Raw genomic sequence first — 23,346 nt, forward strand, 5'->3', positions numbered from 1 at the left:
CACAGGCGGGTGTCCGGTATCTGAGGTTCAGTCCGCCACGAGGGTCGCCACCACTGCCCGGTGGTCGGAGCCCGAGATGAAATGCGTCCGCACCGAGGTGGCCACGAACCCTCTGACGATCACGTGGTCAATGCCGACGACGGGCCGGTTGCCGAGCCTGCCGTTGGTCGGATATGTCGGCAGGTACCCGGACCCGGCCTGTTCACCGGCGTCGCTGTAGCCGTCCCGCAGGATACGACGGAAGCGTGCCTGGTCCCAGGTGGCGTTGTAGTCGCCGGCCGCGATGACCGGCCCGTCACCGAGTTTGTGCAGATAGTCGGTGATGGTGTCGGTGTCCTCGACCCAGTCCCGGGCGTCTCCGGTGGGTGCGGCCGGGTGGATGGTGAGCACCTTGGCCGCCCGTGCGCCGGGCAGGTCGGTGACGGCCCGCAGATTCTTGAACGCGGTGCCTTCGATGGTGTCGTGACCGCGCAGCGGGGTGCGGCTGAACAGCGCCGACCCGGAGGCCGCGGCGAAAGGGACGACCTCGGACAACTCAAACGGCAGACGCTGCGCGATGGCGCTGACCCGGGCCTTGTCGAGCCATTCGGTGGTGACCTCCTGCAGGGCGAGGATGTCGACGTCGCTGTCCCGGACCAGCGATTCCACCGCCCGCACGTCGGCGTGGCCCTTGAGCACGTTCACGGTGGCGATGGTGATCCTCGGTCCGTCGGGGGTGTCGGCGCTCACGATCAGCGGAACCTGTGTGTACACAAGCGCCGCGGCGGCGACGGCGGCCACAGCGGTCCCGAGCCAGTGTGTGAGCCCGGCGAAGATCACGACCGCCACGATCGCGATCACGAGCAGGAACGGCACCCCGCTGGTGAGCGCGATCAGCGTCGGCCTGCCGAACGGTACGTAGTGAAGCAGCACCGCGACGACGGTGGCCAGCACCATCAGACCGGCGGCGCCGAGCACGGCCAGCCGCAGGGTACGCCAGAGGACGCCCCGGAAACCCTCAGGCACCGAACACTTTACGGACGACGACCTTGGCCCGCCGGGTCACGCGCAGGTAGTGCTCCAGGAACTCCGCCCCTTCATCCTCGGCCCACCCCGCGGCGAAGGCGATCTGCCGCAGCTGCTGACCGGGTCCGGGCAGCTGATCGACGGGCTTGCCACGCACCAGGACCAGTGCGTTGCGCGCCTTGGTGGCCGTCAGCCACGCCTCCTTGAGCTGGGCGACGTCGTTCTCGCCGAGAAGTTCCACCGACCCGACGGCGTCGAGCGATTCGAGGGTGGAGGTGTTGTGCAGCACCGGGAAGCGGTGCGCGTACTTGAGTTGCAGCAGCTGCACAGTCCACTCGATGTCGGCGAGGCCGCCGCGGCCGAGTTTCGTGTGCGTCATCGGATCGGCGCCGCGCGGCAGCCGTTCGGAGTCGACACGCGCCTTGATGCGGCGGATCTCCTTGACCGCCTCGCCCGACACCCCACCCTCGGGGTAACGGATCCGGTCGGCCATGTGCAGGAAGGCGACGCCGAGGTCGTCGTCCCCGGCCACCTGATGCGCTCGCAGCAGCGCCTGGATCTCCCACGGCAGGGCCCACTGCTCGTAGTAGGCGGCGTAGGAGGCCAGGGTGCGGACGATGGGCCCGTTGCGTCCTTCGGGCCGCAGGCCGGTGTCCACCTCCAGCGGCGGATCCTGGCTGGGTGAGCCGAGCATGGTACGGACGTTCTCGGCGACGGTCCTGGCCCATTTCACGGCCGTTTCCTCATCGACGCCGGGTTCGGGGTCGCAGACGAAGAGGACGTCGGCGTCGGAGCCGTAGCCGAGTTCTCCCCCGCCGAGCCGGCCCATGCCGATGACGGCCATCCGGGCGGGTGCCGGTTCACCGGACTGGCGCACCGAGTCGTCGATGACGACGGTGAGTGCGGCGTTGAGGACGGCCGCCCACACCGAGGACAGGGCCCGGCACACCTGTGGCACGTCCATCATGCCGAGGATGTCGGCGGACGCGATCCGCGCCAGTTCGGCGCGGCGGTGTGAACGGGCCACGGCGACAGCCCGTTTGAGGTCGCGCTGGCGCACGGTCGAGGCGATGAGACCCTTGGCGACGTCCTCGGGTTGCTGTTCGCACAGTTTGGGGCCGTGGGAGCCGTCGGAGTACAGGCGGATTGTCTCGGGCGAACGCATCAGCAGGTTGGCGATGAACTCGGAGGTGCCGAGCAGTTTCATCAGCCGTTCGGCGACCACGCCGTCGTCGCGCAGCAACCGCAGAAACCAGTCCTGGTCGATGACTTCGTCGCACAGTTTGCGGTAGTTGAGCAGACCGGCGTCGGGGTCGGGGGTGCGGCCGATCAACTCGAGCAGCCGCGGCAGGATGAGCAGTTGGATCTGTCCGCGCCGGCCGGCCCCCGAGGCCAGCGCCCGGATGTGACTCAGTGCCCGGTCGGGTTTGGCATAGCCCAGGGCGGCGAGCCGTCGCTGCGCCGCTGCACTGCTCAGGGTCAGTTCATCGGCGTTGAAGTGCATGACAGATTCGAGCAGTGGCCGGTAGAACAGCTTCTCGTGCAACCTCCGGATGCGCAGGCTCTGCCGGCGGATCTCGGCCCGCAGCACCTCGGTCGAGTCCTTGTCGCCCTGGCGCCGGATGTGCGCGGCACGGGCGAGCCAGCGCATGCCGGCGTCGTCACCGAACTCGGGCAGCAGGTGGGTCCGGCTCAGTTTCTGTAGTTGCAACCGGTGTTCGAGCAGGCGCAGGAACTGATAGGAGGCACTGAGGTTGGCACCGTCGTCACGACCGACGTAGCCGCCGTCGGTGAGCGCGGCGAGGGCGTCGACGGTGGCCTGGACGCGCAGGCTTTCGTCGACACGGCCGTGCACCATCTGCAGTAGTTGCACCGCGAACTCGACGTCGCGCAGGCTACCACTGCCGAGTTTGAGGTTGCGGTCGCGGAGTTCTTCGGGGACAAGGGATTCGACGCGGCGCCGCATCGCCTGCACCTCGGGCACGAAGTCGTCGCGTTCGGCGGCGTGCCACACCATCGGGTTGACCGCGTCGTAGTACTCGCGTGCCAGTTCCATGTCGCCGGTCATCGGCCGTGCCTTGAGCAGCGCCTGGAACTCCCAGGTCTTGGCCCACCGCTTGTAGTACGCCAGATGCGATTCGAGGGTCCGGGTGAGCGCGCCGGCCTTGCCCTCGGGGCGCAGCGCGGCATCGACCTCGAAGAAGGCGAGCGTGCCCACGCGCATCATCTCGCCTGCGACGCGCGCGGATTTTCCGTCGGCGGGTTCGCTGACGAAGACGACGTCGACGTCGCTGACGTAGTTGAGTTCGCGGGCACCGCATTTGCCCATCGCGATGACGGCCAGCCGCACTGTGATCGGCTTGTCGGCGAACACCTCGCGGTAGGCCACGGCGAGTGCGCCGGTCAGCGCGGCGTCGGCGAGGTCGGCCAGGTAGGCCCCTACCTGTGGGAACCACAGGACGGGTTCGTCCTCGACGGTGGAGGCGACGTCGTGCGCGGCCAGTTCGAGCAGCAGGTTCCGGTAGGCGATCCGCAGGGCGACCACGGCTTTGGGCCCGGTGATGCCGGCCCGGTAGACGAGGTTCCCCTTCTCGACCTCCCCGGCCTCGGGTTCGGCGTCGACGGAGGCGAGCATCTGACGGAACAGTTCGTCCCGGTCGGGCAGCTCGGACGACAGCAGCCGGCGCCAGCTCGACGTCTCGGCGACCAGGTGATCGCCGATCGCGTCGGACGATCCGAGCACACCGAACAGTCGGCCCCGGAATCCCTTGTCGGTGCGGAGTTCGGCGTCGATATCGGCCCATTCCGGGCCTGCCGCGTCGTGCAGGCGGACGAGCGCACGCAACGCCAGGTCGGCGTCGGGTGCCCGGGACAGCGACCACAGCACATCGATCGACTTCTCGTTGCTCCACCCCAGGGTGGCCAGGTTGGCCGCCGCGGCGTCGTCGAGCAGCCCCAGGCGGCCGGCGCTGGGCACGCTGCCGCGCCCGTACAAGGTACTCACCCTTGAAACGGTAGCCGGTCGGCCCCACGGGCCGCGATCAGGTCAAGCGCACCAACCCACAGACGGCCGGGCAACAGGCCGATGCCAGGCCGCCCACATGTTTGGCCGCGTTGGTGGTTGTTGATCGAGGCCGCCCCCCGTCTGGACGACTGACTGAGCCAGGCGAGGAACGAGCCTGCGCGAAGGAAGGAAGAAGACCGGGGCACAAGGCCTCGATCAACAACCACCAACCATCACAACGGCAAGTAATTGCGGAGCTCGAACGGCGTGACGTGGCTGCGGTAGTTGGTCCACTCGGTCCATTTGTTGCGCAGGAAGTAGTCGAAGACGTGTTCGCCGAGGGTTTCGGCGACGAGTTCGGACTCTTCCATCGCGACGAGGGCTTCGGCGAGGCTGCCGGGCAGTTCCTTGTACCCCATGGCGCGACGTTCGGCCGGGGTGAGTGCCCACACGTCGTCTTCGGCCTCGTCAGGAAGTTCGTAGTCCTCGGTGATGCCTTTGAGCCCGGCGGCAAGGAGGACGGCGAACGCGAGGTACGGGTTGCACGCGGAGTCGACGCTGCGGATCTCGACGCGGCGTGAGGACACCTTGTTGGGGGTGTAGAGCGGTAGCCGGACGAGGGCGGACCGGTTGGCGCGTCCCCAGCTGGCAGCGGTGGGCGCCTCACCGCCGTGGATGAGGCGTTTGTAGCTGTTGACCCACTGGTTGGTGACGGCGCTGATCTCGTTGGCGTGGTGCAGGATGCCGGCGATGAACTTCTTGCCGGTGTCGGACAGCTGCATGGGGTCGTCGGGGTTGTGGAAGGCGTTGGTGTCGCCTTCGAACAGGCTCATGTGGGTGTGCATGGCCGAGCCGGGGTATTCGCTGAACGGTTTGGGCATGAAGGTGGCGGAGCTGCCTTCGGAGATGGCGACCTCTTTGATGACGTAGCGGAAGGTCATCACGTTGTCGGCCATGGAGAGGGCGTCGGCGTAGCGCAGGTCGATCTCCTGCTGGCCGGGGGCGCCTTCGTGGTGGGAGAACTCGACGGAGATCCCCATCGATTCGAGGGCTTCGATGGCGTGCCGGCGGAAGTGGGGTGCGGCGTCGTGGACGGCCTGGTCGAAGTAGCCGCCGGAGTCGGCGGGGGTGGGCGGGGTGCCGTCGAGGGGGGCGTCCTTGAGGAGGAAGAACTCGATCTCGGGGTGCACGTAGCAGCTGAAGCCGAGGTCGGCGGCGCGGTTGAGGCCGCGGCGCAGCACGTGCCGGGAGTCTGCCCAGCTGGGGGTGCCGTCGGGCATGGCGACGTCGCAGAACATGCGGGCGGAGTGGTGGCGGCCGTTGGAGGTGGTCCACGGCAGGATCTGGAAGCTCGACGGGTCGGGTTTGAGGACGGTGTCCGCCTCGGACACGCGGGAGAAGCCTTCGATGGCGGAGCCGTCGAACCCGATGCCCTCGGTGAAGGCACCTTCGAGCTCGGCGGGTGCGATCGCTACTGACTTGAGATATCCGAGGACGTCGGTGAACCACAATCGGACGAATCGGATGTCACGCTCTTCGAGGGTCCGGAGCACGAATTCCTTTTGGCGATCCATACCGTCGGACAGTAGGAGCCGCCTGTTAAATCCGTGTTACATTCACAATTCCGATGCGATAACCTGCAACTTTGCTTAAGAAATCTCAGCATATGAGACGCCTTGTGACTGGTGTGGCTCACCGATGCCCTGTCACGATGTGAGATGAGACGGGGCGGTCGGCCCTATTCTGCCGCCGATCCACCGAACGCGCACGTCGGCGCACCACCGGACGCCGCACAGCAATCCTCGCCGACCCGATACGGCAGTCGACCCTGTGAGCAAGAGCACAGCCTGAACGGGTGTGAACGAGCGTTCGGCAGGTGGAGAATACGTGGTGTCCTACCCGCCCGGGTACCTGCTCAGCAGGACTCGAGGAACGAAATGAGACAACGATGTCCGAAACCTCGGTCTACGGTGCTGCCCCCACCACCCCCGCCAAGCCCCGCCGCGCGATGCGCGTGCATCACCTCGCGCAGATGAAGGCCGACGGCGAGAAGTGGTCAATGCTCACCGCCTACGACTACTCCACCGCCCGCATCTTCGACGACGCCGGCATCCCGGTCCTGCTCGTCGGCGACTCGGCCGCCAACGTCGTCTACGGCTACGACACCACCATCCCCGTCACCCTCGACGAGATGATCCCGCTGATCCGTGGCGTGGTCCGCGGCGCGCCGCACGCCCTCGTCGTCGCCGACCTCACCTTCGGCAGCTACGAGGCCGGCCCGCAGCAGGCCCTCGAGTCGGCCACCCGCATCTTCAAGGAGACCGGCGCCCACGCGGTCAAGCTCGAAGGCGGCGAACGTGTCGCCGACCAGATCGCCACCCTCACCGCCGCCGGCATCCCGGTCGTGGCGCACATCGGGTTCACCCCGCAGTCCGTCAACGGGCTCGGCGGGTTCCGCGTCCAGGGCCGCGGCGATGCCGCCGACCAGCTCATCGCCGACGCCATCGCCGTCCAGGAGGCGGGCGCGATCGCCGTCGTGATGGAGATGGTGCCCGCCGACCTCGCCGGCCAGATCACCCGCAAGCTCACCATCCCCACCGTCGGGATCGGCGCGGGCAACGAGACCGACGCCCAGGTTCTCGTCTGGCAGGACATGGCCGGTTTCACCCACGGCAAGACCGCCAAGTTCGTCAAGCGTTTCGCCGACGTGGGCGGCGATCTGCGCAAGGCCGCCGAGCAGTACGCCGACGAGGTGCGTCGCGGCGTCTTCCCCGGCCCCGAACACTCCTACTGAGTTTCCCTACCTTGCTGCCGGTTCCGGAAATCCGGAACCGGCAGCAAGGGTCCCTGCGCTCTCACCCCATTCGTCGAAGAAACCTGCCGACCGTAGCCGCCAGGTCGCCGATCGACGTGTCGCCGTCGCCATACAGCAGCCGCACCAATCTCCCGGTCAGCAGGTCAACAAGATCCGTGGCGTCGGCCAGGGGTGTGTCACTTCCCAGTGCCTCGAACAGTCCGGTGGCGAGTTCCACCGAGAAGAGGCACCGCATCAACCCGACGCGTAGGTCTGATCGCTCCCGAACCTCACCGAAGAGTGCGAACACCGCGAGCGCCTGATCCCGCCTTTCCCCCGCGAGACCGGCCAACTGCCCTGCGATGAGGGCCGCGGCGCCGTCCACCGTGGCCGGAGCCGCGGACCCAGTGTGTGCATCGTCGAACGACGCCCGCGAATGGACCCGGATCCGTTCGACGACCGCCTCGATCAGGGCGGCCCGCGTCCGGTAGTAGTACGACGTCGAGCCGGCGGGCAGGCCCGCATGCCGGTCGACGGCCTGATGGGTCAGTGCTCGCGCGCCACCCTCCGCCAGTACGGCGATCGCATGATCGGCGATCAGCGGCCGCCTGTCCCCCGGTCGTGCCACGTTCCCTCCTTTACCGAAACCTTCGGTCCTGACACCGTCTCGCACCGAGACGCATCTCACCGATCAGGTCGCCTCACCTTCTATTACTCTACGAGTATAGAGTAATGGAGGTCCACCATGAATCTGCTTCGACGTCATTCACCGGGATCGTCAGCGACTGCGCTGGCCGCTCGGACTGCACCGTTGTTCCAGGAGTCCGTCGCGGCGTCCGGAATCGCCTTCGACGACGCCCAGTTGGGGGCGGTCGCAGCCATCACCGAATCAACCAGGACAGGTATCTATCTCCACGGCACCACCGGTCGGGGTAAAACCGACCTGGCCACAAGGTATTTCGACGCGATACCGGGCGAGAACAACGTCCGGATGCACTTTCACGGCTTCCTTGACGACGTTCAGGCCCGCATCGCCCACGAACGCATCTCCCACCGCGATGCCATCCGGTCGATCATCGGCACGGCCCCCGCTGTGTTCTTCGATGAGTTCCACGTCCACGATGTCGCCGACGCGATATACCTGACCGAGTTGCTCCGCACGTTGTGCGACGGCCGGACACTCGTGGTCGCGACGAGCAACTACGCACCCGCTGATCTCATGCCGAATCCCTTGTTCCACCATAGGTTTTTAACGGCGATCGACATCATCACCAGATCGTTGACAGTGGTACCGATCGGCGATGGCCCGGACTACCGCACACGAGTTACGCACACCGACAATGGCTTTGCCTCTGGATACTGGCTAAGCCCCCTTGCGAGACAGAACAGTTCCGAACGAATACCACTGCACTCCGACGGAATCGCCTGCCACGCGACGCACACCGAATCCCGCACCGCCACCTTCACATTCACCGAAATATGCGAGCGACCCATCGGCACCCGCCAATACCTTTGGCTGGCACACCATTTCAACGCCATCACGATCGTCGAAGTCCCCGACCTCGCCACCGCCGACCGGGACGCGCTCATGCGCCTGACCAACCTGATCGACGTGCTCTACGACCGCGACATCCGCGTGGACGTCCACGCCGCCGGTCCGCCGGATCGCCTCCTCGACGCGCAACCCCCACCTCTCGATGCCGCACGAACTGTCAGCCGGCTCGCCACACTCCGCGCGATCGGTTAGCACCACAGGATCGGCAGAGGGGGCACCTGTCACGTACGTACGTACAAGTATTGTGGACGCCACTGTTCACTGACGAACTGCGGGGGCCATGAAACTTCATCCTGGAAAACAATTTTCGGGGTACCACATCGAGCGGCGATTGGGTACCGGTGGCATGGGCGAGGTATATCTCGTGACCAACCCCTCATTGTCTCGCCGTGAAGCGATGAAGATCCTCTCCGTTTCCGGGCAGGGTAACGGCAATCTCGGGCAGCGATTCATGACCGAGGCACAGATTGCCGCCGGCCTCACCCACTCATCGATCGTGACCGTCTACCGTTACGGGATAGAGGACGACACGCCCTGGTTCACCATGGCATATCTGGACGGCCCCGATCTGGCGGAGGCCACGCTGTCACCGACTGAGATCGGCGCGACCATCACCGAAGTCGCGGACGCTCTGGACTACGCGCACGAGCGCGGCGTGGTGCACCGCGACATCAAACCGTCCAATATCGTGATCACCCGCCGGCGCGACAATTCGGTCCACGCGACAGTGCTCGACTTCGGCATCGCCAAGCTGGCCACCAACCCGGATCTGACCGCCGTCAACTCGTTGGTAGGCACCGCCGCATACACCGCACCGGAAGTGGTCAGCGGGCGCACGGCCACCGCGGCTTCAGACCAATACTCGTTGGCGTGCACCGTATATGCCTCGTTGACGGGACAACCACCGTTCGTCGGCGAGCTCCCGGCAATCCTGCACGCGCACGTGGCCGCGCAACCTCCACTCGTGTCGGCCGTACGTCCGGAGCTGGCTGCGGCCGATCGGGTTGTGCAGCGCGCGATGTCGAAAGCCCCCGCCCAGCGCTACCCCGACTGTCAGTCGTTCGCCAACGACCTCAGAACGGCGCTCGCCGCACCGGGTCCGTCGGTGGCCGGCCACCAGTGGTCACCGTCACCGGCCTATGCCCCGGCAGCCGGTCAATCGTCGTCGCCTGGGCACCTGGGACAGTCAGGTTATCCGCCTCTACCCGGATATGTTGCGACACAGGTCTCCTCGGTGACTTCGCCGACCCCTGGCGGCCTTCCCGCGCTGCCATTGCCACAGGGACCGGCACACCCCGCTCCCCCGCTCTCAGCGGGTCCGTACCCGTTCCCCGGCCCTCCGAACGCCGCGACGGTCGCAGCACCCGGCTTCTACCCGGCAGCACCTGCGTCGGGCTATCCTGCTGCCGCAGAGGCACACCCAAGTCCGGCGCCCACGGGTCCGCGGCACAAAAAGCGCAGCACCGGCATCATCGTCGGCGTGGTCCTCGCGGTCGCCGCATTGGTGGCGGTCGGCGCGACCAGTCCGCTGTGGTGGCCTGACTCCACGCCGACTGGGAAGACCGCGTTCCCGCAGAATCAGATCGCCGCCTCGGGCGGGACGACGTGCGTCATCCGGCTCGGCGAGCTCTACTGCTGGGGTAGTAACAAGAACGGGCAGGTCGGGGACGGATCAACGACGGACAGGTCCACACCGGTCAAGGTGCCCGGTCTCACCGACGTCACCGCTGTGTATGTCGGCAGGGTTACATACACCGACAACACCTCGGGGGTAACCACGTGCGCGGTCGCCGGCGGCGCTGCGTACTGCTGGGGTCACAACCGTAGCTACGAGGTCGGTGATGGTTCGACCACCGACCGCAGTAGCCCGGTCAAGGTGCCCGGTCTGCCGGGCACAGTGGTGGGTATCGCAACCGGATTCGGCACCACCTGCGCGGTGACCGCGGTGAAGACACTCTACTGCTGGGGTCATGCCAAGACAGGCGCCGTAGGCACCGGCCCCAGCGAGGAACCCATCGCCCAGCCCGTCGAGGTCAACCTCGCAGACGTCGAGACGGTGGTCACCAGCGGAGGTGCGACATGCGCGATCGTCACCGGCGGTGACCTGTACTGCTGGGGTTCAAACGGAACCGGACAGCTCGGTAACGGCACGACCGAAATGCGCTCCCGTCCGGGAAGGGTTCTCAACATCGACGACGTGACGGCTGTCGCCATCGGAAGCGCCATCGTGAAGGACGATGGCGAAGACTTCACGACAGTGACCCCGTGTGCGATCGCGGCGCAGACCGTCCACTGTTGGGGTTACGGATTCACGCCGGACTCCCGTGGCAACCGCACCGTTCCCGTTGAGGTTCCCGGGACCGATGGCGCCGACTCGATCACCGTCGACGTCGGCACAGCCTGCACAACCTCTGGCGGACTGGTGCACTGCTGGGGCAACAACGAGTACGGACAGGCTGCCGTCGAAGACACCGGCAGGTTGGTCCCGAAACCCAACCTCGTCGCGGGCCTGACCGACACCCGAGCAGTGGTCACCGGGTCGAGTGTCACCTGCGCGATCGGACAGGCCGACGAACTCAAGTGCTGGGGTGCTCTGCACGGTTCCGAAAAAATAACGAGTCCGCAGACAGTCGACTACTGATCACGACAGCGAATCGATATCGCGGCAATACGGCCAGTGGGCTACCTGATGCGTTGTGCCGCAAAGTGTGCGGCGGCATCGCTCACCGGACCGGGCCCGTAGAGGACGTGGAGCGCATTGGGCCGGCCGACCCCGGCGCCGTTGCAGATGGTGTCGCCGGGGATGCAGTAGCGGTAGGTCTTGGACCGGTATGGGATTCCGACGCGCAGCGGCGGGGTGCCGACGTCGCGCATCCAGCGGTCCGACGGTGCGCCGAGCAGGATGACCGCCGCGACGTGGTCGGCCACCGACCGCGGCAGGACCTGGGGCAGCCCGGTCAGTTGCCGCTCGTACCGCTCGGGCAACCGCAGCCGCGTCGACGACGTGGCGTAGGTGGTGACGACCGCGCCCTGCGAATACCCGCCGAGGACGATGCTCGTGTGCGGGCAGGCGGCGGCGATCCGGGTCATCCTCTGCTGGATCATGTTGATGCCGTCGATCGCGGTCTGCGCCACGTAGCGGCGATCGCTGAACCGGGCGGTCGCCTTGTACGGCACACCCCAGACACTCACGCTCTTGCCCGGCAGATCACGCCGCAGGGCGTCGCTGAACGCGAGCCCGGTCAGCCCGACCGGCGGCGCGGTCTCGACGGTCCCGCGGGCGAACATCACCTCGACGTCGGGGCACCGCGCCGCGTCGGCACGTCCCTGACCGGCTACCACACCCACTGTGAGTACCGTCGCCCAGCACACCATCACCACGACGAACCGCTTGATCATCTGCTGATGCTAGCGCCGGATCGCTGACACTTCGAGTACGGAAATCGGCCGGTCATCCATCCGACCTACCGAGTCGGCGGCGACAGCGGAGAAGGCCGGATCGAGAGCACACTCAGCGGGCGTCGCCGACGAAACCGGTGATCTTCCCGATGGTCTCCTCCGGTTTGTCGAATTGCAGGAAGTGACCGGCGTCCGCGACGACGTGGACCGAGCTGCCTTCCGGGAGGACCACGCGGGCACGGTCGGCGAAACCGGCACCGAGTGCGCCGTCACGGTCGCCGTGCAGGTAGAGCACCGGGATCTGGGGTGGCTGCCCGAAGCGGTCCTGATAGGCCCGATAGCGCGCCGGCACGGTCTTGTCGCGGGCGGCGCACCGGTAGTACGAGATGGCGGCGGTCCAGCGGTCCGGGGCGCCGATCGCGTCGTACACGGGGGTGAGGTCGACGTCGCGGCGCACCGACCACCGTCGCCAGAGGAACGGGATGACCTGGCGCGCGGAACGCTCGGGGAGCTTGGGCAGCTGGAAGAACATGATGTACCAGCTGCGCAGGAGTTGCGCGGGCAGCAGGGCGAGCAACGACCGCCGCACGCCCAGCCCGCGGATCGGGTAGAACACCGGGATCGGCGGCACCGACATCAGCACGGCTTTGCGAAACGGGTTGTCGGGCAACGACGCCAGCACACCGGCGATGATCGCACCCCAGTCATGGCCGATCACCACGTCGCGATCGGTGGTGCCCAGCGCATCGACGACGCGCAGGGCGTCGTCCATCAGCGCGCCGACGTGATAGCTGCCGTCGGAGGCCAGATCCGACGGCGCGTACCCGCGCAGGTACGGCGCGGCGACCCGCCAACCGTCCGCCGCCAGGCGCCGGGCCATCGGCTCCCAGGTGTCGGGGGCGTCGGGAAATCCGTGCAGCAGCAACGCGATCGGCCTGCCGGTATCGCGCGCGCCGGACTCCGACCAGCACAGCACCCGCAGTGTTCCCGCGGCGCCACCGACCTCGATGACCTCCCGGTCAACCATCACACCAGCTCCTCCTCCGGCTCACGCTCCCCCACCGCGCCCCTGCGGCCACCGGTGGCGACGGCCACGACCATCGCCAACGACAATACAAAACAGGTCAGAGTGTATGGCAGGTTGCCGGCGAGCCGGTTGTCGACGGAACCCGCGAGCAGGCCGGGAATCTCCCACGCCCACAGGATCGCGAACACCAGCAGGTACACCCCCATCGCGGGCACTACGTACCGGCGCGCGGCGTCGTCGCCGGGATCGTCCGACGCCTGGTTGTGGCGCCACCGCGCCGGCAGCACAATGAACGCGGTCACCGCGAACGCGGCGACGAACAGCATCATCACCACGGTTTGCGCGGTGGTGTCGGGGTCACCGCCGATCATGCCTGCGAGGATTCCCGGTGCTCCCGCGACCAACACGGCGACCGTCGTCAGTACGCCGCTGAGCACGATGCCGCCGGCGATCGGCCACCCGCCGCGATCGGCTTTCGTGGTGACCAATGTCCTGACCAAAAAGGTGAGCGCCGCCGGCCCCACCGTCGCGAACATGAACACGCTCGCCACCGGAACGGACCCGATGACGGCGGCGATGTTCTTCTCCTTGGGATTCCATACCCACCACAGCAATTGCGGTCCGATCTGATCGAAGATCTCGTACAGGCAGTGGTGGACAAACCCGACACACACCGAACCGACGAGCAAGCCGCGACTGCGGAACACCCCGAGACTGCGCACCGCCTCGTAGGCGAGCACCGCCATCGCCGGATAGAGACACACGATGTAGAGTGGCATCCGGTCGAACAGGAACTCGACGGTGAAGACGTTGTGCACGAACGCTATTGACAGTCGGTCCTCGATCCCGAACTGCGCCGGAAAATACACGGGCGGTTCCATCACCAGCAGGTACACCACCGAACCCAGCCACAGCGCCGCGGGCGTCACATCCCCCGCCCGCCATCGCCGAAAGGCATGCACCGCAGCGGCTATCGCCAGCGACACGATCAGCAGCTCGACGACCGGCAGGGTCCAGTTCTCCAGATAAGCCGGATTACGAAGGTGAAGAACGGGTTTCACATCGGCGCAGGAGAATCCCAATCCCCTTGCCATCGAGGCGAAATCGGCGGGACACGGACCGGACATCTACCGCTCCCCGGCGTCGGTGGCGGTGTCGGCGGCGGAACGGGTGTCGGCGAGGCTGCCGTACCAATGTGCGACGTCGTCGCCGCGGCGGTACCGCTCGAACCAGACGTCAGCGAACTCCGGCAACGGCTCGGAGGCGGGATCGTGATAGGGAGTCTGGCTCAACAAGACCCGTAATCCGCCGGCAAGCTTCTCCCGCCACGGAATCTCCCCGAGCGCCGGCATGACCGGTGCCGTCTTGGGAGCGAGCCCGGGAATGCGGGACAGCAGTGCGGTGCGCATACTCAAAGCGGGTTTGATGTCGTGTGCGTCCATCCCGCGTTCGGCGAACGGCACGTGCTCGTTCATGCCGTCGGCGACGATCCGCGCGGCAGTCAGCAGATGCCTGGCAATCGACGGCAGCACCCGCACCCGGTACCAGTCATCGTCGACGACCGCGTCATAGATCACCAGCGCCGAACTCCGGTGTTCCACCTCTTCAACGAAGTGCCACAACAGAAGTGACGAAACGCGATCGTCGCCCGTGCGGAACAGCACGTCCTCGTTGTCGAGGAGGAGTTTGAAGAACGGGGTGAACGTCGCCTCCAGGTCGGCGATGTAGGCGAGCCGGTAATTGAGCGGCTTGGTGTCGGTGATCTCCTCAAAGGAGGCGATGACGTCGTCGAAGGTCTGCCGCAGGCCCGGGTAGTGCCGCACCAGCGCCTTGAGGTGACGACGGTGACATGCCGAGTGCTGCGCCTCCTGCCGCAGGAACTCCGTGGCCTCCCGTGCCACCTCGTCGTCATCGATGAGCGGGATGGCCTCGCGCACGGCGGCGACGATCATCTGCTCGAACGCCACCGCGTACACCGACACCACGTTCATGAACGTCGAGAAGGCGACATTCCGCGGATTCCACACGAACGGCACATCGTCGCCGAACTCGAACGGGATTCTGCGTACTTCGAGCGTCGCCATCGGTCACTCCCTGCATGATCTGGACCACACCAACAGTGACGAGATTGACAGTATGCGTCTGAGTTGTCAATCACCCGGTGGGTGACGGTGCAGGCCCATCGCCGGCACCAGCACCTTCGCCAGATAGTCGCGCATACTGTCGTCGCTGCGGCCAGACGGTCCCTCGAAGGTCATCAACGAGATCACGAAACGCAGGAACGTCTCCGTCATCTCCTCCAGGTCGCCGGTGAGGTCGGGACGATAGCCCAGCACCGGCTCCAGGTACCCACGGGCCAGTGCCAGCGCCTCCGGGTCCAGCAGCCGTCGGCGTGCGGCGGGCTGTTCCAGAACGGTGATCATCGGCGAGATGGCCGGGTTGGCAGTGAACTCCCGCACCACCGACAGACACAACTCCACCACGAACTCCTCCGCACTTCCGGCGGTGCGGGCCAATGCCACGAGTCGGTCGCCGGCGTCGGTGACCGCGCGCTCGAGGGCGATCTCGACGATCTCCTCCTTCGTGGAGAAGTACTTGTACACCGTCTGCCGCGACACCTGCGCCTCACGCGCGATCACCGTCAGCGATGTGTGCTCCAGTCCGTGCGTGGCGAGCGTCCGGATCGCGGCCTCGACGATCCGCGACCGGGGATCCTCCGGCTGCCCTTGTCCGCCCCAGGCCACCCGCCGCCGCGAACCACGAGTCCCGGAAGTCACGATTCTCCTTTCGCCGACGCCACCTCGGTAGGCATATCACACCGGGCGGTGTCGTCCGACCGGACGGACCGGGCAGCAAGTCCCTTTTCCCCACCGGCAGGTGCGGTAACGTTCACCAGCAAATTCGGGTATACCCCCACACCCTGCCAACCACTCACAGATGAGAGTCTCCATGCGCGACTTCTATCCGGCGATCGAACCCTACGACTCCGGGTTCCTCGATGTCGGTGACGGTCAGCTCATCTATTGGGAGACCTCGGGTTCACCCGACGGCAAGCCGGCCGTCTTCGTGCACGGCGGCCCGGGCGGTGGCACCGGACCCGACCAGCGCCGGTTCTTCGACCCGGCCAGGTACCGGATCGTGCTGATCGACCAGCGCGGCTGCGGCCGGTCCCGTCCGCACATCGCCGACGGCGCCGACCTGTCCGTCAACACCACCGACCACTTGATCGCCGACATGGAACTCCTGCGTGAGCGCCTCGGCATCGAGCGCTGGCAGGTGTTCGGCGGTTCGTGGGGTTCGACGCTGGGACTGGCGTACGCGCAGACGCATCCCGAGCGCGTCACCGAACTGGTACTCCGCGGAATTTTTCTGTTGCGGCGCAGCGAGATCGACTGGTACTACAACGGCGGCGCCGCCAATATCTTCCCGGATCTGTGGGAGGGCTACCTGGCACCGATCCCGGAGGCCGAGCGCGACGGCGATCTGGTGGCCGCCTACCACCGACTGCTCACCGGCGACGACCGCGAGGTGGCCCAGCGGGCGGCGGCGGCATGGACCGCGTGGGAGCAGTCCACCAGTCACCTGCTCCCCCATTCCGATGCCGGCGCCGACGGTTCCCGGTTCGACCTCGCGTTCGCGACCATCGAGAACCACTACTTCACCCACCGCGGATTCCTCACCGACGGACAGCTTCTGGCCAACATCGACCGCATCAGCGACATCCCGGGTGTCATCGTGCAGGGCCGCTACGACGTGGTGTGCCCGGCACGCAGCGCCTGGGATCTGCACCGGGCCTGGCCATCGGCCGAGCTGCATATCGTCGACGACGCCGGTCACGCGTCGTTCGAGCCGGGCATCAAACATCACCTCATCGAGGCGACGGACAAGTTCGCCGGACTCTGATCCCGGTCGATCGTCGCTCGGCCGGGCCGCGTTCGGCAAACGGCTGTTCGCCAGGGCTTTCCGCCTTGTCCCCCACCGGGACTTCACCAGCAGTTCCTCAGGGATGCCGACGGTGAGCCGGTTAGAATCGGACACTGCGACCGGTATCCGGTCGCACCCAGATCCCACCGTCCAGGACTGACCGTGGGGGCCAAGACGAAGGAGTCGCGGTGGTCGCATCCGAGCAGATCGAAGTCGAACTGAAATTTGATGTGGAGGCGGGTATCGAAACTCCCGACCTCCGCGTTCTGCCCGGCGTCGTCGGCGCCCGGCAACCCGAGACGTTCCTGCTCGACGCCACCTACTACGACACCGAGAACCTCGATCTGGCCGGCAACAAGATCACCATGCGGCGCCGCACCGGTGGTCACGACTCGGGCTGGCATCTCAAGCGCCCCACCGGGATTGCCGGGGCCCGCCGCGAACTCCAGGTGAGCTTCGACGAGTCCGCCGACGACTCGACCCCGCCGGCGGCGCTCACCGATCCGGTGCGGGTGCTCATCCGCAGCAGGCCGTTGATCCCGGTGGCGGTGATCTCCACGCAGCGCACCGTCACCACCCTGCTCGGGGCGGGTGACGAGCCGGTCGCCGAGCTGGCGGCCGACCTGGTCACCGCCCGCTCACTGCTGCCCGGCGGGCACAGCCAGGAGTGGGCGGAGTGGGAGTTCGAGCTGCTCGGCGACTCCGGGAACTCCCGCCTCCTCAAGGACGCGTCGCGGGCACTGGCCCGCGCAGGCGGCCGCGAGCCGTCGAGCGCGTCGAAGCTGGCGCGTGCCATCGGGGCCACCCCCGCGGTCTCGTCGGCGGTGCCGGAGCTCGGAAAGAACCCGACCGCACTGGATCTCGTGCTCACGGACCTGGCCACCCATCGCAACGCGCTGGTGGCGTGGGACCCGCAGGTGCGGGTCGACACCTACGATGCGGTCCACCAGATGCGGGTGTCCTCGCGCCGGCTGCGCAGCGTGCTCACCGGGTTCAAGGGCGTGCTCGACGACGAGAAGACCACCCACCTCGACGGTGAACTCCGCCTGCTGGCCCGCATCCTCGGCGACGCCCGCGACAGCGAGGTACAGATCGACATCGACATCTCATTGTTGGAGGGCGAGGACGTCTCCGACGCGCTACGGGAGGCGCTCATCGGGCAGGAGAAGGCCGGTCACGACCGGGCGTTGCGGGTGGCACATGCTGCGATGAACTCCAACCGGTATTTCGCGCTGCTCGATGATATCGACGAGTTGATCGCCGATCCGCCCACCGGACCGGCTGCCGACGACACCGCCGAGATGGCCGCGGACAGGTCGATCCACCGCAGCCGCAAGCGGATTCGGCGGGAACAGGCCACACTGGCCACACTGCCGGAGGGGTCGGACGAGTGGCTCGAACAGCTTCATGTGGTGCGTAAGAAGGCCAAGCGCCTGCGGTACCGGGTCGACGCGGTGTCCCCGCTCGGCAAGAAGCATCACCAGCGGGCGGGCAAGGTGGCCAAGGTGATTCAGACAGCGCTCGGTGACGTGAACGACGCCCTGATCAACCGGCAGCGGATCGCCGAGTTGGTGGCGCAGGCCCAGTCGGGCGCGCTTCGACTGGAGCCGCGGGATCTGTTCGTCCTCGGCCGCGTCGACACCCGGCAGGCGGAGGCGATGCAGCGCGCCATCGCCACCTACGGCTCGGTCATCAAGGATTTGTGACGGGACTGAACCGCACCTGACGTTTCACCGGGTCCGCCGCCGACAGCACGACGTCGAGGCGGTGGCCCGGCTCGGGTGTGCCCTCGCACGGGGCGATGACGGCCGGGGTGTCGATGTACACCTCAGCCGGCCTCTTCTCACCCGCCGCCCGGGTGGCGACGGCAGAGAATCGTTGGCCGACTTGATCTTCCAGAACGATGGACTCTGCGAGGTCGACGCTGAGTCGGTCCGCCGACGAACTGAGCGAGTCCGCGGACCGCAGTGCCTTGGGCAGCGTCGGAAGCGCCCTGGTCACCCAGTCCGGCACCGGCGCTCCGGCGGTCACCGCCAGGCACACCTCGGTGGCGAACCGGTCGCCGAGCCTGCGCAGCGGCGCGGTGACGTGCGCGTACTGTCCGGCGATCGCGGCATGCCGGGTGCCCTCGTCGGAGACCGGTTCACCGTGGACGGCGTCGATGAGCGCGCCGTCGGCGCCGCGGCCGAGCACCAGATAGTCCGCTCCGCGCATCAGCGAGGTGGCCGCGTTCATCAGCGCCAGCGTCGACGGTTGTTCGGGGGCAAGGCCTTTGAGGAATCGTCCGGGTGTGTGACCGTCGGGCCAGGGCACACCGAGCGCCGCGGCGATGGTCCGCAGCGTGTCGACGGCTTCCGCTTTGCCCGGTGGCAGCGTGCGCAGCAGCCCGATCCCGGCGTCGGCCATGATCTTTCCCGCGCACATGCCGGTCAGCAGCGACAGTTGCGAGTTCCAGCCGTCGGCCGGGGTCCGGGGTGCCAGTTCCACCGACCAGCCGCCGTCGTCGCCGCGTACCACCTCCTGGTCGGGCAGGTTGAGGTCGACGGCCCCGCGATCGAGGGCGACGCGGGCACGCAGTTCGCCGAAGTCGGGCAGCGCCGCAATCGACGGGTGCAGTGTTCCGGCCGCGGCGTCGGCAGCCACGCCCGCGTAGTTGAGTTTGGCGACCGACCGAACGATCGCGCGCCGCACCTTCACCTGCACGGGATCCCCCGCGGCCGACACCCGGATCGTCCACAGCACGCAGGGCCGGATCTGGTCGGGCAGCAGCGATCCCGCGCCCTCGGACAGTTCCCGCGGGTGCAGCGGCACCGAACCGTCCGGAAAGTACACGGTGGTGCCGCGACGCCGGCTTTCCTGGTCGAGCGCGCCTTCGGGTTCGATGAGCGCCGCCACGTCGGCGATGGCGTAGTCGATGATGAAGTCGTCGCCGTCGCGGGCGATGTGGACCGCCTGGTCGAGGTCCATCGACGACGGTGGGTCGATGGTGACGAACGGCAGATCGGTGCGGTCCTCGCGGTCACCGGCGTGCCGGTCGGTGGCATTGTGCGCCTCGGTGAGTGCGTCGTCGCCATAGTCCTCGGCCACCCCGAGTTCGGTGCGGATGGCGTCGAAGTCGATATCGGGTGCGGAGAAGCGACGGTGCATACCCACCGACCTTAGTGGCCCCCGGTACCGGTCGACCGCCAGATGCCTCAGAACTGATCCACCGAACCAGGTCAGCAGTCGATGTCGCGGCGGGTGAAAGCTGTCGTGCCGGCGGCGATCAGGGCCGCGGCGATGACGGTCAGCACGATCAGCGGCGTCCACCGGACATCGTCGAGCGGGACCAGCGCGATGTGGGTGAACGGCGAGATGTCGAGCAGCCACTGCGGGAACTTGAGCAGCGGACCGAAGAACATGGCGATCGCGGCGAACGCGACGACCACCCACGACAGTGCCGCGAATCTCGGTGCGGCACCGACCAGTACGACCGTGACCGCGACCACCGTCCAGAGCGCCGGAGTGTAGCCGAGACCCGCGCCCGCGAACTCCGCGACGCGGGGTGTGCCGCCGGAGACGATCCCGTACACCAGCCCTGACGCGGCCCCCGCGGCGACGACCGCGACCACCGGCGCGGTCAGCGCCAAGACGACGTGACTTCCCAGGTAGGTGGTGCGCCGCACCCCTGCCACCAGCAGCGGTTCGGCATGGTGGGCGGTCTCGTCGCGATGCGCGCGCAACACGAGGTTGACCGCGAAACCGGCCGCGATGATGGCGAACATGAGCACAGCGCTGCCGTAGAAGCCGTCGACGAGAGCGGATCCGGCGGACTGGCCGCCGGTCAGGGAACCGGTGAGGTCGCTGTCGCCGGAGATGACGTCGTCCACGCCGTCGCCGATGGAGCCGTAGGCGGCGCCACCGAACATCAGGCCGAGGATCCAGCCGATGATGGCCGGCCTGGCGAGCCGCCACGACAGTTCGTACGCTCCGCCGCCCCAGGCTCGTGACGACGGGCCGGGATGCTGCCGGAGCAGCCCGGAACCGAAGTCGCGGCGCGAACGCAGCACCGTCGCCACCGCCACGGCGACAACGGCCACGACGACCAGCATCGCCAGCGGCCACCACCGTTCGCCGGCATAGGCACGCGCCTGCTGCCCCCACCCGATCGGCGACAGCCAACGGGCCGGGTTGTTGCTGACATCGCCCACCGCGCGGAGCGCGTAGGCGAGACCGATCGCCGCACCACTCATCCCCCACACCCCTCGGGTGGTGCTGCTGACCTGGGCGAAGATCAGTGCCAGGCCACCGAACACCACACCGGTCAATCCGCAGGCGGCCCCGAGCGTCCACGAACCGGCCGCCGACAGGCCGCACGCCGTCAACGACAGTCCCACGATGACGATCAGCGCGACGTTGGCCAGAAGAACGGTCAGCACCGTCGCGGCGATGGGTGCGCCGCGGCCGACCACGCCCGAGCCGATCAGTTCGTCGGCGCCGGACTCCTCACCCGACCGCGCGTGCCGGGCCACCAGGAAGGTACTCATCAGCCCGGCCAGGATCGCCCCGAAAGCCGACAACTGCCACGCTGTCTGGCCACCGACCGTGTTGAGTTCCAGATCGGGGCCGGCCATCGCGATGACCGCCGCGTTACCGGACATACTCGCGGCGAGTTTGTCGAGATCCGCCTGTGTCGGATAGGCACCGGCAAGCGCCACCGCCGTCAACGGGTACAGGCCCGCTGTGCCCAGCACCCACAGCACCAGCGCCAACCGGGACCGTCGCAGAAAGAACCGGAACAGCTGCCCGGTTCCCACGTACTCGCTCTCCCGCACGGCCGGTCCGGCAGCACGGCGGCCGTCGCCCACCGTGGCGGTGGTCATCGGCCGGCGCCGGCAGAGTGCGCGGAACCCGTCGCCGCGGTGTCGTAGTGCTGCAGGAACAACTCCTCCAGGGTCGGTGGACTGCAGGTGATCCCGACGATGCCGAACGTGCCGAGATACCCGAGCATCTCCCCGATGCGTTCGGTGTCGACGGCGAACCGGGTGCGGATCTGCCCATCGGCGTGATCGGGAGACCCCTCCACGATGTCGTGCACCCCGGCCAGGTCGGCCAGGCCGGTGATCGGCCGCTCGGTGGTCACGGTGACGGAGGTGCGGGTCAGGTGCCGCAGCGAGGCGAGTGTTCCGGTTTCGACGGTGTGACCGTTGCGGATGATGGTGACCCGGTCACACAGCGCCTCCACCTCCGACAGGATGTGGCTCGACAGCAGGACGGTGCAGCCGCGTTCGGACGCCTGCGCCACCGTCTCCCGGAAGACCTGCTCCATCAGCGGATCGAGTCCCGATGTGGGCTCGTCGAGGAGCAGGAGTTCGACGTCGGAGGCGAGCGCTGCCACCAGGGCCACCTTCTGCCGGTTGCCCTTGGAGTAGGTGCGGCCCCGTTTGGTGGGGTCGAGGGCGAAACGTTCGAGGAGTTCGTCGCGGCGGGCCTTGTTGACACCGCCGCGCAGGCGAGTGAGCAGGTCGATGACCTCACCACCGCTCAGATTGGGCCACAGCGTGACATCGCCGGGCACGTAGGCGAGCCTGCGATGCAGTGCGGTCGCCTCCGACCAGGGGTCGAGCCCGAGCACCGATGCCGACCCCGAGTCCTTGCGGAGCAGACCCAGCAGTGTCCGGATGGTCACCGACTTGCCCGCGCCGTTGGGACCGAGGAATCCGTGCACCTCACCCGACGCCACCGACAGGTCGAGGTGATCGAGTGCGACAGTGGTGCCGAATCGTTTGCACAGCCCGGAAACAGCGATGGCGTCGGTCATAGATCCCACGCTAGAACGGCCACCGCCGTCCGCCAAGGGGCGAATGATCCACCACCCGCGGACGTTCAGGACACGACGGCGATCGGGACGGGGCGCCGGGAGCGGCCGGTTGCACCGGCCGGACGTAGCGGAGTTCGATGAGCCTGGGTGCGATGCCGAGCATCGCCTTGCAGATCCGATTGAAATGCGGTCCGTCGTAAAAGCCGGCACCGGTGGCGGCATCGGTGCATCCGCTGCCCTCGGCGATGAACTCGATCGCCAACCGCAGGCGTTCCCACTGCACGATCTGCGAATAGCTCACGTCCAGGCCTGCGGCGAGGATCCGGCGCACGGACGGCGCGGACAGATGAAAACTCATGGCGACATCGGGCAGGTGCAGCGCGGCGGTCGGGGTGTCCCGGATTCGCTGTCCGATCCACAGAACAATCTCGTCCGCCACTGAATCCGGGCGGCCACCCTCGGGACCGCCGGTGACCGCTGGTCCCGGACAATCGGCGGTATCGGAGCTGATCGACTCACCGAGCCGCCGGCCGTCGGCGGTGTGCGGTGCGACGTAGGTGACCGTCGCGCGGCCGTACGAGAGCAGTTGGTGCGGTACCCCGGACCCGATCACCACGCCGGTCACTCCGGTCAGCGTGTCATCACCGCGTCTCAGGTCGATCCCCTGCGGACAGTCGACCACCTGGATCGCGTAATGCCGGTGGATTGCGGTCGGTGTGAAGGTTCCCCGATAGACGACGGCACTCACGCCGAGGTCGGAGTAGTCACCGCTGAACCGGTCTGTCATCTGCCCTGTCGGCCCCCGTTCATCACGACCCACGCCCCTCCACAGCCGGAC

18 protein-coding genes are annotated in these 23,346 nt (G+C 67.4%); 5 read left to right on the forward strand and 13 right to left on the reverse strand.

Features of this window, described 5'->3' with window-relative positions:
• Window positions 1-27: 27 nt before the first annotated feature.
• From GOAMR_RS10865 to glnA, 3 genes are all read right to left on the reverse strand, one after another.
• Window positions 28-1,005 (reverse strand): endonuclease/exonuclease/phosphatase family protein, encoded by a 978-nt coding sequence (locus GOAMR_RS10865; RefSeq protein ID WP_005187036.1) that lies wholly within the window; start codon window positions 1,003-1,005, stop codon window positions 28-30.
• Window positions 998-4,000: a bifunctional [glutamine synthetase] adenylyltransferase/[glutamine synthetase]-adenylyl-L-tyrosine phosphorylase gene (locus GOAMR_RS10870; protein WP_005187039.1), complete on the reverse strand. Its 3,003-nt coding sequence runs from the start codon at window positions 3,998-4,000 to the stop codon at window positions 998-1,000. The genes GOAMR_RS10865 and GOAMR_RS10870 overlap by 8 nt, the downstream gene beginning before the upstream one ends.
• A 242-nt stretch (window positions 4,001-4,242) precedes the next feature.
• Window positions 4,243-5,583: a type I glutamate--ammonia ligase gene (glnA, locus tag GOAMR_RS10875; RefSeq protein ID WP_040514967.1), complete on the reverse strand. Its 1,341-nt coding sequence runs from the start codon at window positions 5,581-5,583 to the stop codon at window positions 4,243-4,245.
• Window positions 5,584-5,957: 374 nt separating this feature from the next.
• On the opposite strand from glnA, the gene panB reads away from it, so the two are divergent.
• Complete coding sequence (panB, locus tag GOAMR_RS10880; protein WP_005187045.1) at window positions 5,958-6,803, forward strand: 3-methyl-2-oxobutanoate hydroxymethyltransferase; 846 nt, start codon at window positions 5,958-5,960, stop codon at window positions 6,801-6,803.
• Window positions 6,804-6,864: 61 nt separating this feature from the next.
• Here the strand turns inward: panB and GOAMR_RS10885 are convergent, their stop codons facing one another.
• Window positions 6,865-7,431: a TetR/AcrR family transcriptional regulator gene (locus GOAMR_RS10885; RefSeq protein WP_005187047.1), complete on the reverse strand. Its 567-nt coding sequence runs from the start codon at window positions 7,429-7,431 to the stop codon at window positions 6,865-6,867.
• A gap of 117 nt (window positions 7,432-7,548) precedes the next feature.
• Here GOAMR_RS10885 and zapE point away from each other — a divergent pair, with 117 nt between their 5' ends.
• On the forward strand, window positions 7,549-8,550 hold the full coding sequence (gene zapE, locus GOAMR_RS10890) for a cell division protein ZapE (RefSeq protein WP_005187050.1): 1,002 nt from the start codon (window positions 7,549-7,551) through the stop codon (window positions 8,548-8,550).
• 88 nt (window positions 8,551-8,638) lie between these two features.
• Complete coding sequence (locus GOAMR_RS10895) at window positions 8,639-10,999, forward strand: protein kinase domain-containing protein (protein ID WP_040514969.1); 2,361 nt, start codon at window positions 8,639-8,641, stop codon at window positions 10,997-10,999.
• Window positions 11,000-11,040: 41 nt separating this feature from the next.
• Here GOAMR_RS10895 and GOAMR_RS10900 read toward each other — a convergent pair whose 3' ends face one another.
• The 5 genes from GOAMR_RS10900 to GOAMR_RS10920 form a co-directional block, all read right to left on the reverse strand.
• Entirely contained in the window at window positions 11,041-11,757 is a 717-nt protein-coding gene (locus GOAMR_RS10900; RefSeq protein WP_005187055.1) for a cutinase family protein, read from the reverse strand.
• A 112-nt stretch (window positions 11,758-11,869) separates the two neighbouring features.
• Window positions 11,870-12,784, reverse strand: a complete 915-nt coding sequence (locus GOAMR_RS10905; RefSeq protein WP_005187058.1) for an alpha/beta fold hydrolase — start codon at window positions 12,782-12,784, stop codon at window positions 11,870-11,872.
• On the reverse strand, window positions 12,784-13,845 hold the full coding sequence (locus GOAMR_RS10910) for a DUF7802 domain-containing protein (protein WP_138943671.1): 1,062 nt from the start codon (window positions 13,843-13,845) through the stop codon (window positions 12,784-12,786). Before GOAMR_RS10910 ends, GOAMR_RS10905 begins: the two co-directional genes overlap by 1 nt.
• 66 nt (window positions 13,846-13,911) lie before the next feature.
• Window positions 13,912-14,868 carry a metal-dependent hydrolase gene (locus GOAMR_RS10915; protein ID WP_005187068.1) on the reverse strand — a complete coding sequence of 319 codons (957 nt, stop codon included), beginning with the start codon at window positions 14,866-14,868 and terminating at the stop codon, window positions 13,912-13,914.
• Between the two features lie 66 nt (window positions 14,869-14,934).
• Window positions 14,935-15,561: a TetR/AcrR family transcriptional regulator gene (locus GOAMR_RS10920; RefSeq protein ID WP_005187071.1), complete on the reverse strand. Its 627-nt coding sequence runs from the start codon at window positions 15,559-15,561 to the stop codon at window positions 14,935-14,937.
• A 172-nt stretch (window positions 15,562-15,733) separates the two neighbouring features.
• Between GOAMR_RS10920 and pip the strand changes: the two genes are divergently transcribed.
• Complete coding sequence (gene pip, locus GOAMR_RS10925) at window positions 15,734-16,687, forward strand: prolyl aminopeptidase (RefSeq protein WP_005187074.1); 954 nt, start codon at window positions 15,734-15,736, stop codon at window positions 16,685-16,687.
• 209 nt (window positions 16,688-16,896) lie between these two features.
• A complete protein-coding gene (locus tag GOAMR_RS10930; RefSeq protein WP_005187076.1) occupies window positions 16,897-18,414 on the forward strand; it encodes a CYTH and CHAD domain-containing protein in 1,518 nt (505 codons plus the stop codon).
• On the opposite strand, the gene GOAMR_RS10935 is transcribed toward GOAMR_RS10930, so the two are convergent.
• The 4 genes from GOAMR_RS10935 to GOAMR_RS10950 form a co-directional block, all read right to left on the reverse strand.
• Window positions 18,401-19,855, reverse strand: a complete 1,455-nt coding sequence (locus tag GOAMR_RS10935) for an RNB domain-containing ribonuclease (RefSeq protein ID WP_005187080.1) — start codon at window positions 19,853-19,855, stop codon at window positions 18,401-18,403. The two genes, GOAMR_RS10930 and GOAMR_RS10935, sit on opposite strands and share 14 nt — an antisense overlap.
• 71 nt (window positions 19,856-19,926) lie before the next feature.
• On the reverse strand, window positions 19,927-21,570 hold the full coding sequence (locus GOAMR_RS10940; protein ID WP_005187083.1) for an ABC transporter permease: 1,644 nt from the start codon (window positions 21,568-21,570) through the stop codon (window positions 19,927-19,929).
• The gene (locus GOAMR_RS10945) at window positions 21,567-22,508 is read right to left on the reverse strand and encodes an ABC transporter ATP-binding protein (RefSeq protein ID WP_005187087.1); all 942 of its coding nucleotides are present in this window, start codon (window positions 22,506-22,508) and stop codon (window positions 21,567-21,569) included. The genes GOAMR_RS10940 and GOAMR_RS10945 overlap by 4 nt, the downstream gene beginning before the upstream one ends.
• Before the next feature lie 10 nt (window positions 22,509-22,518).
• Window positions 22,519-23,295 (reverse strand): helix-turn-helix domain-containing protein, encoded by a 777-nt coding sequence (locus GOAMR_RS10950; RefSeq protein WP_005187090.1) that lies wholly within the window; start codon window positions 23,293-23,295, stop codon window positions 22,519-22,521.
• Window positions 23,296-23,346: the final 51 nt, after the last annotated feature.

It is taken from the genome of Gordonia amarae NBRC 15530, from assembly GCF_000241345.1.
Taxonomy (GTDB): domain Bacteria; phylum Actinomycetota; class Actinomycetes; order Mycobacteriales; family Mycobacteriaceae; genus Gordonia; species Gordonia amarae.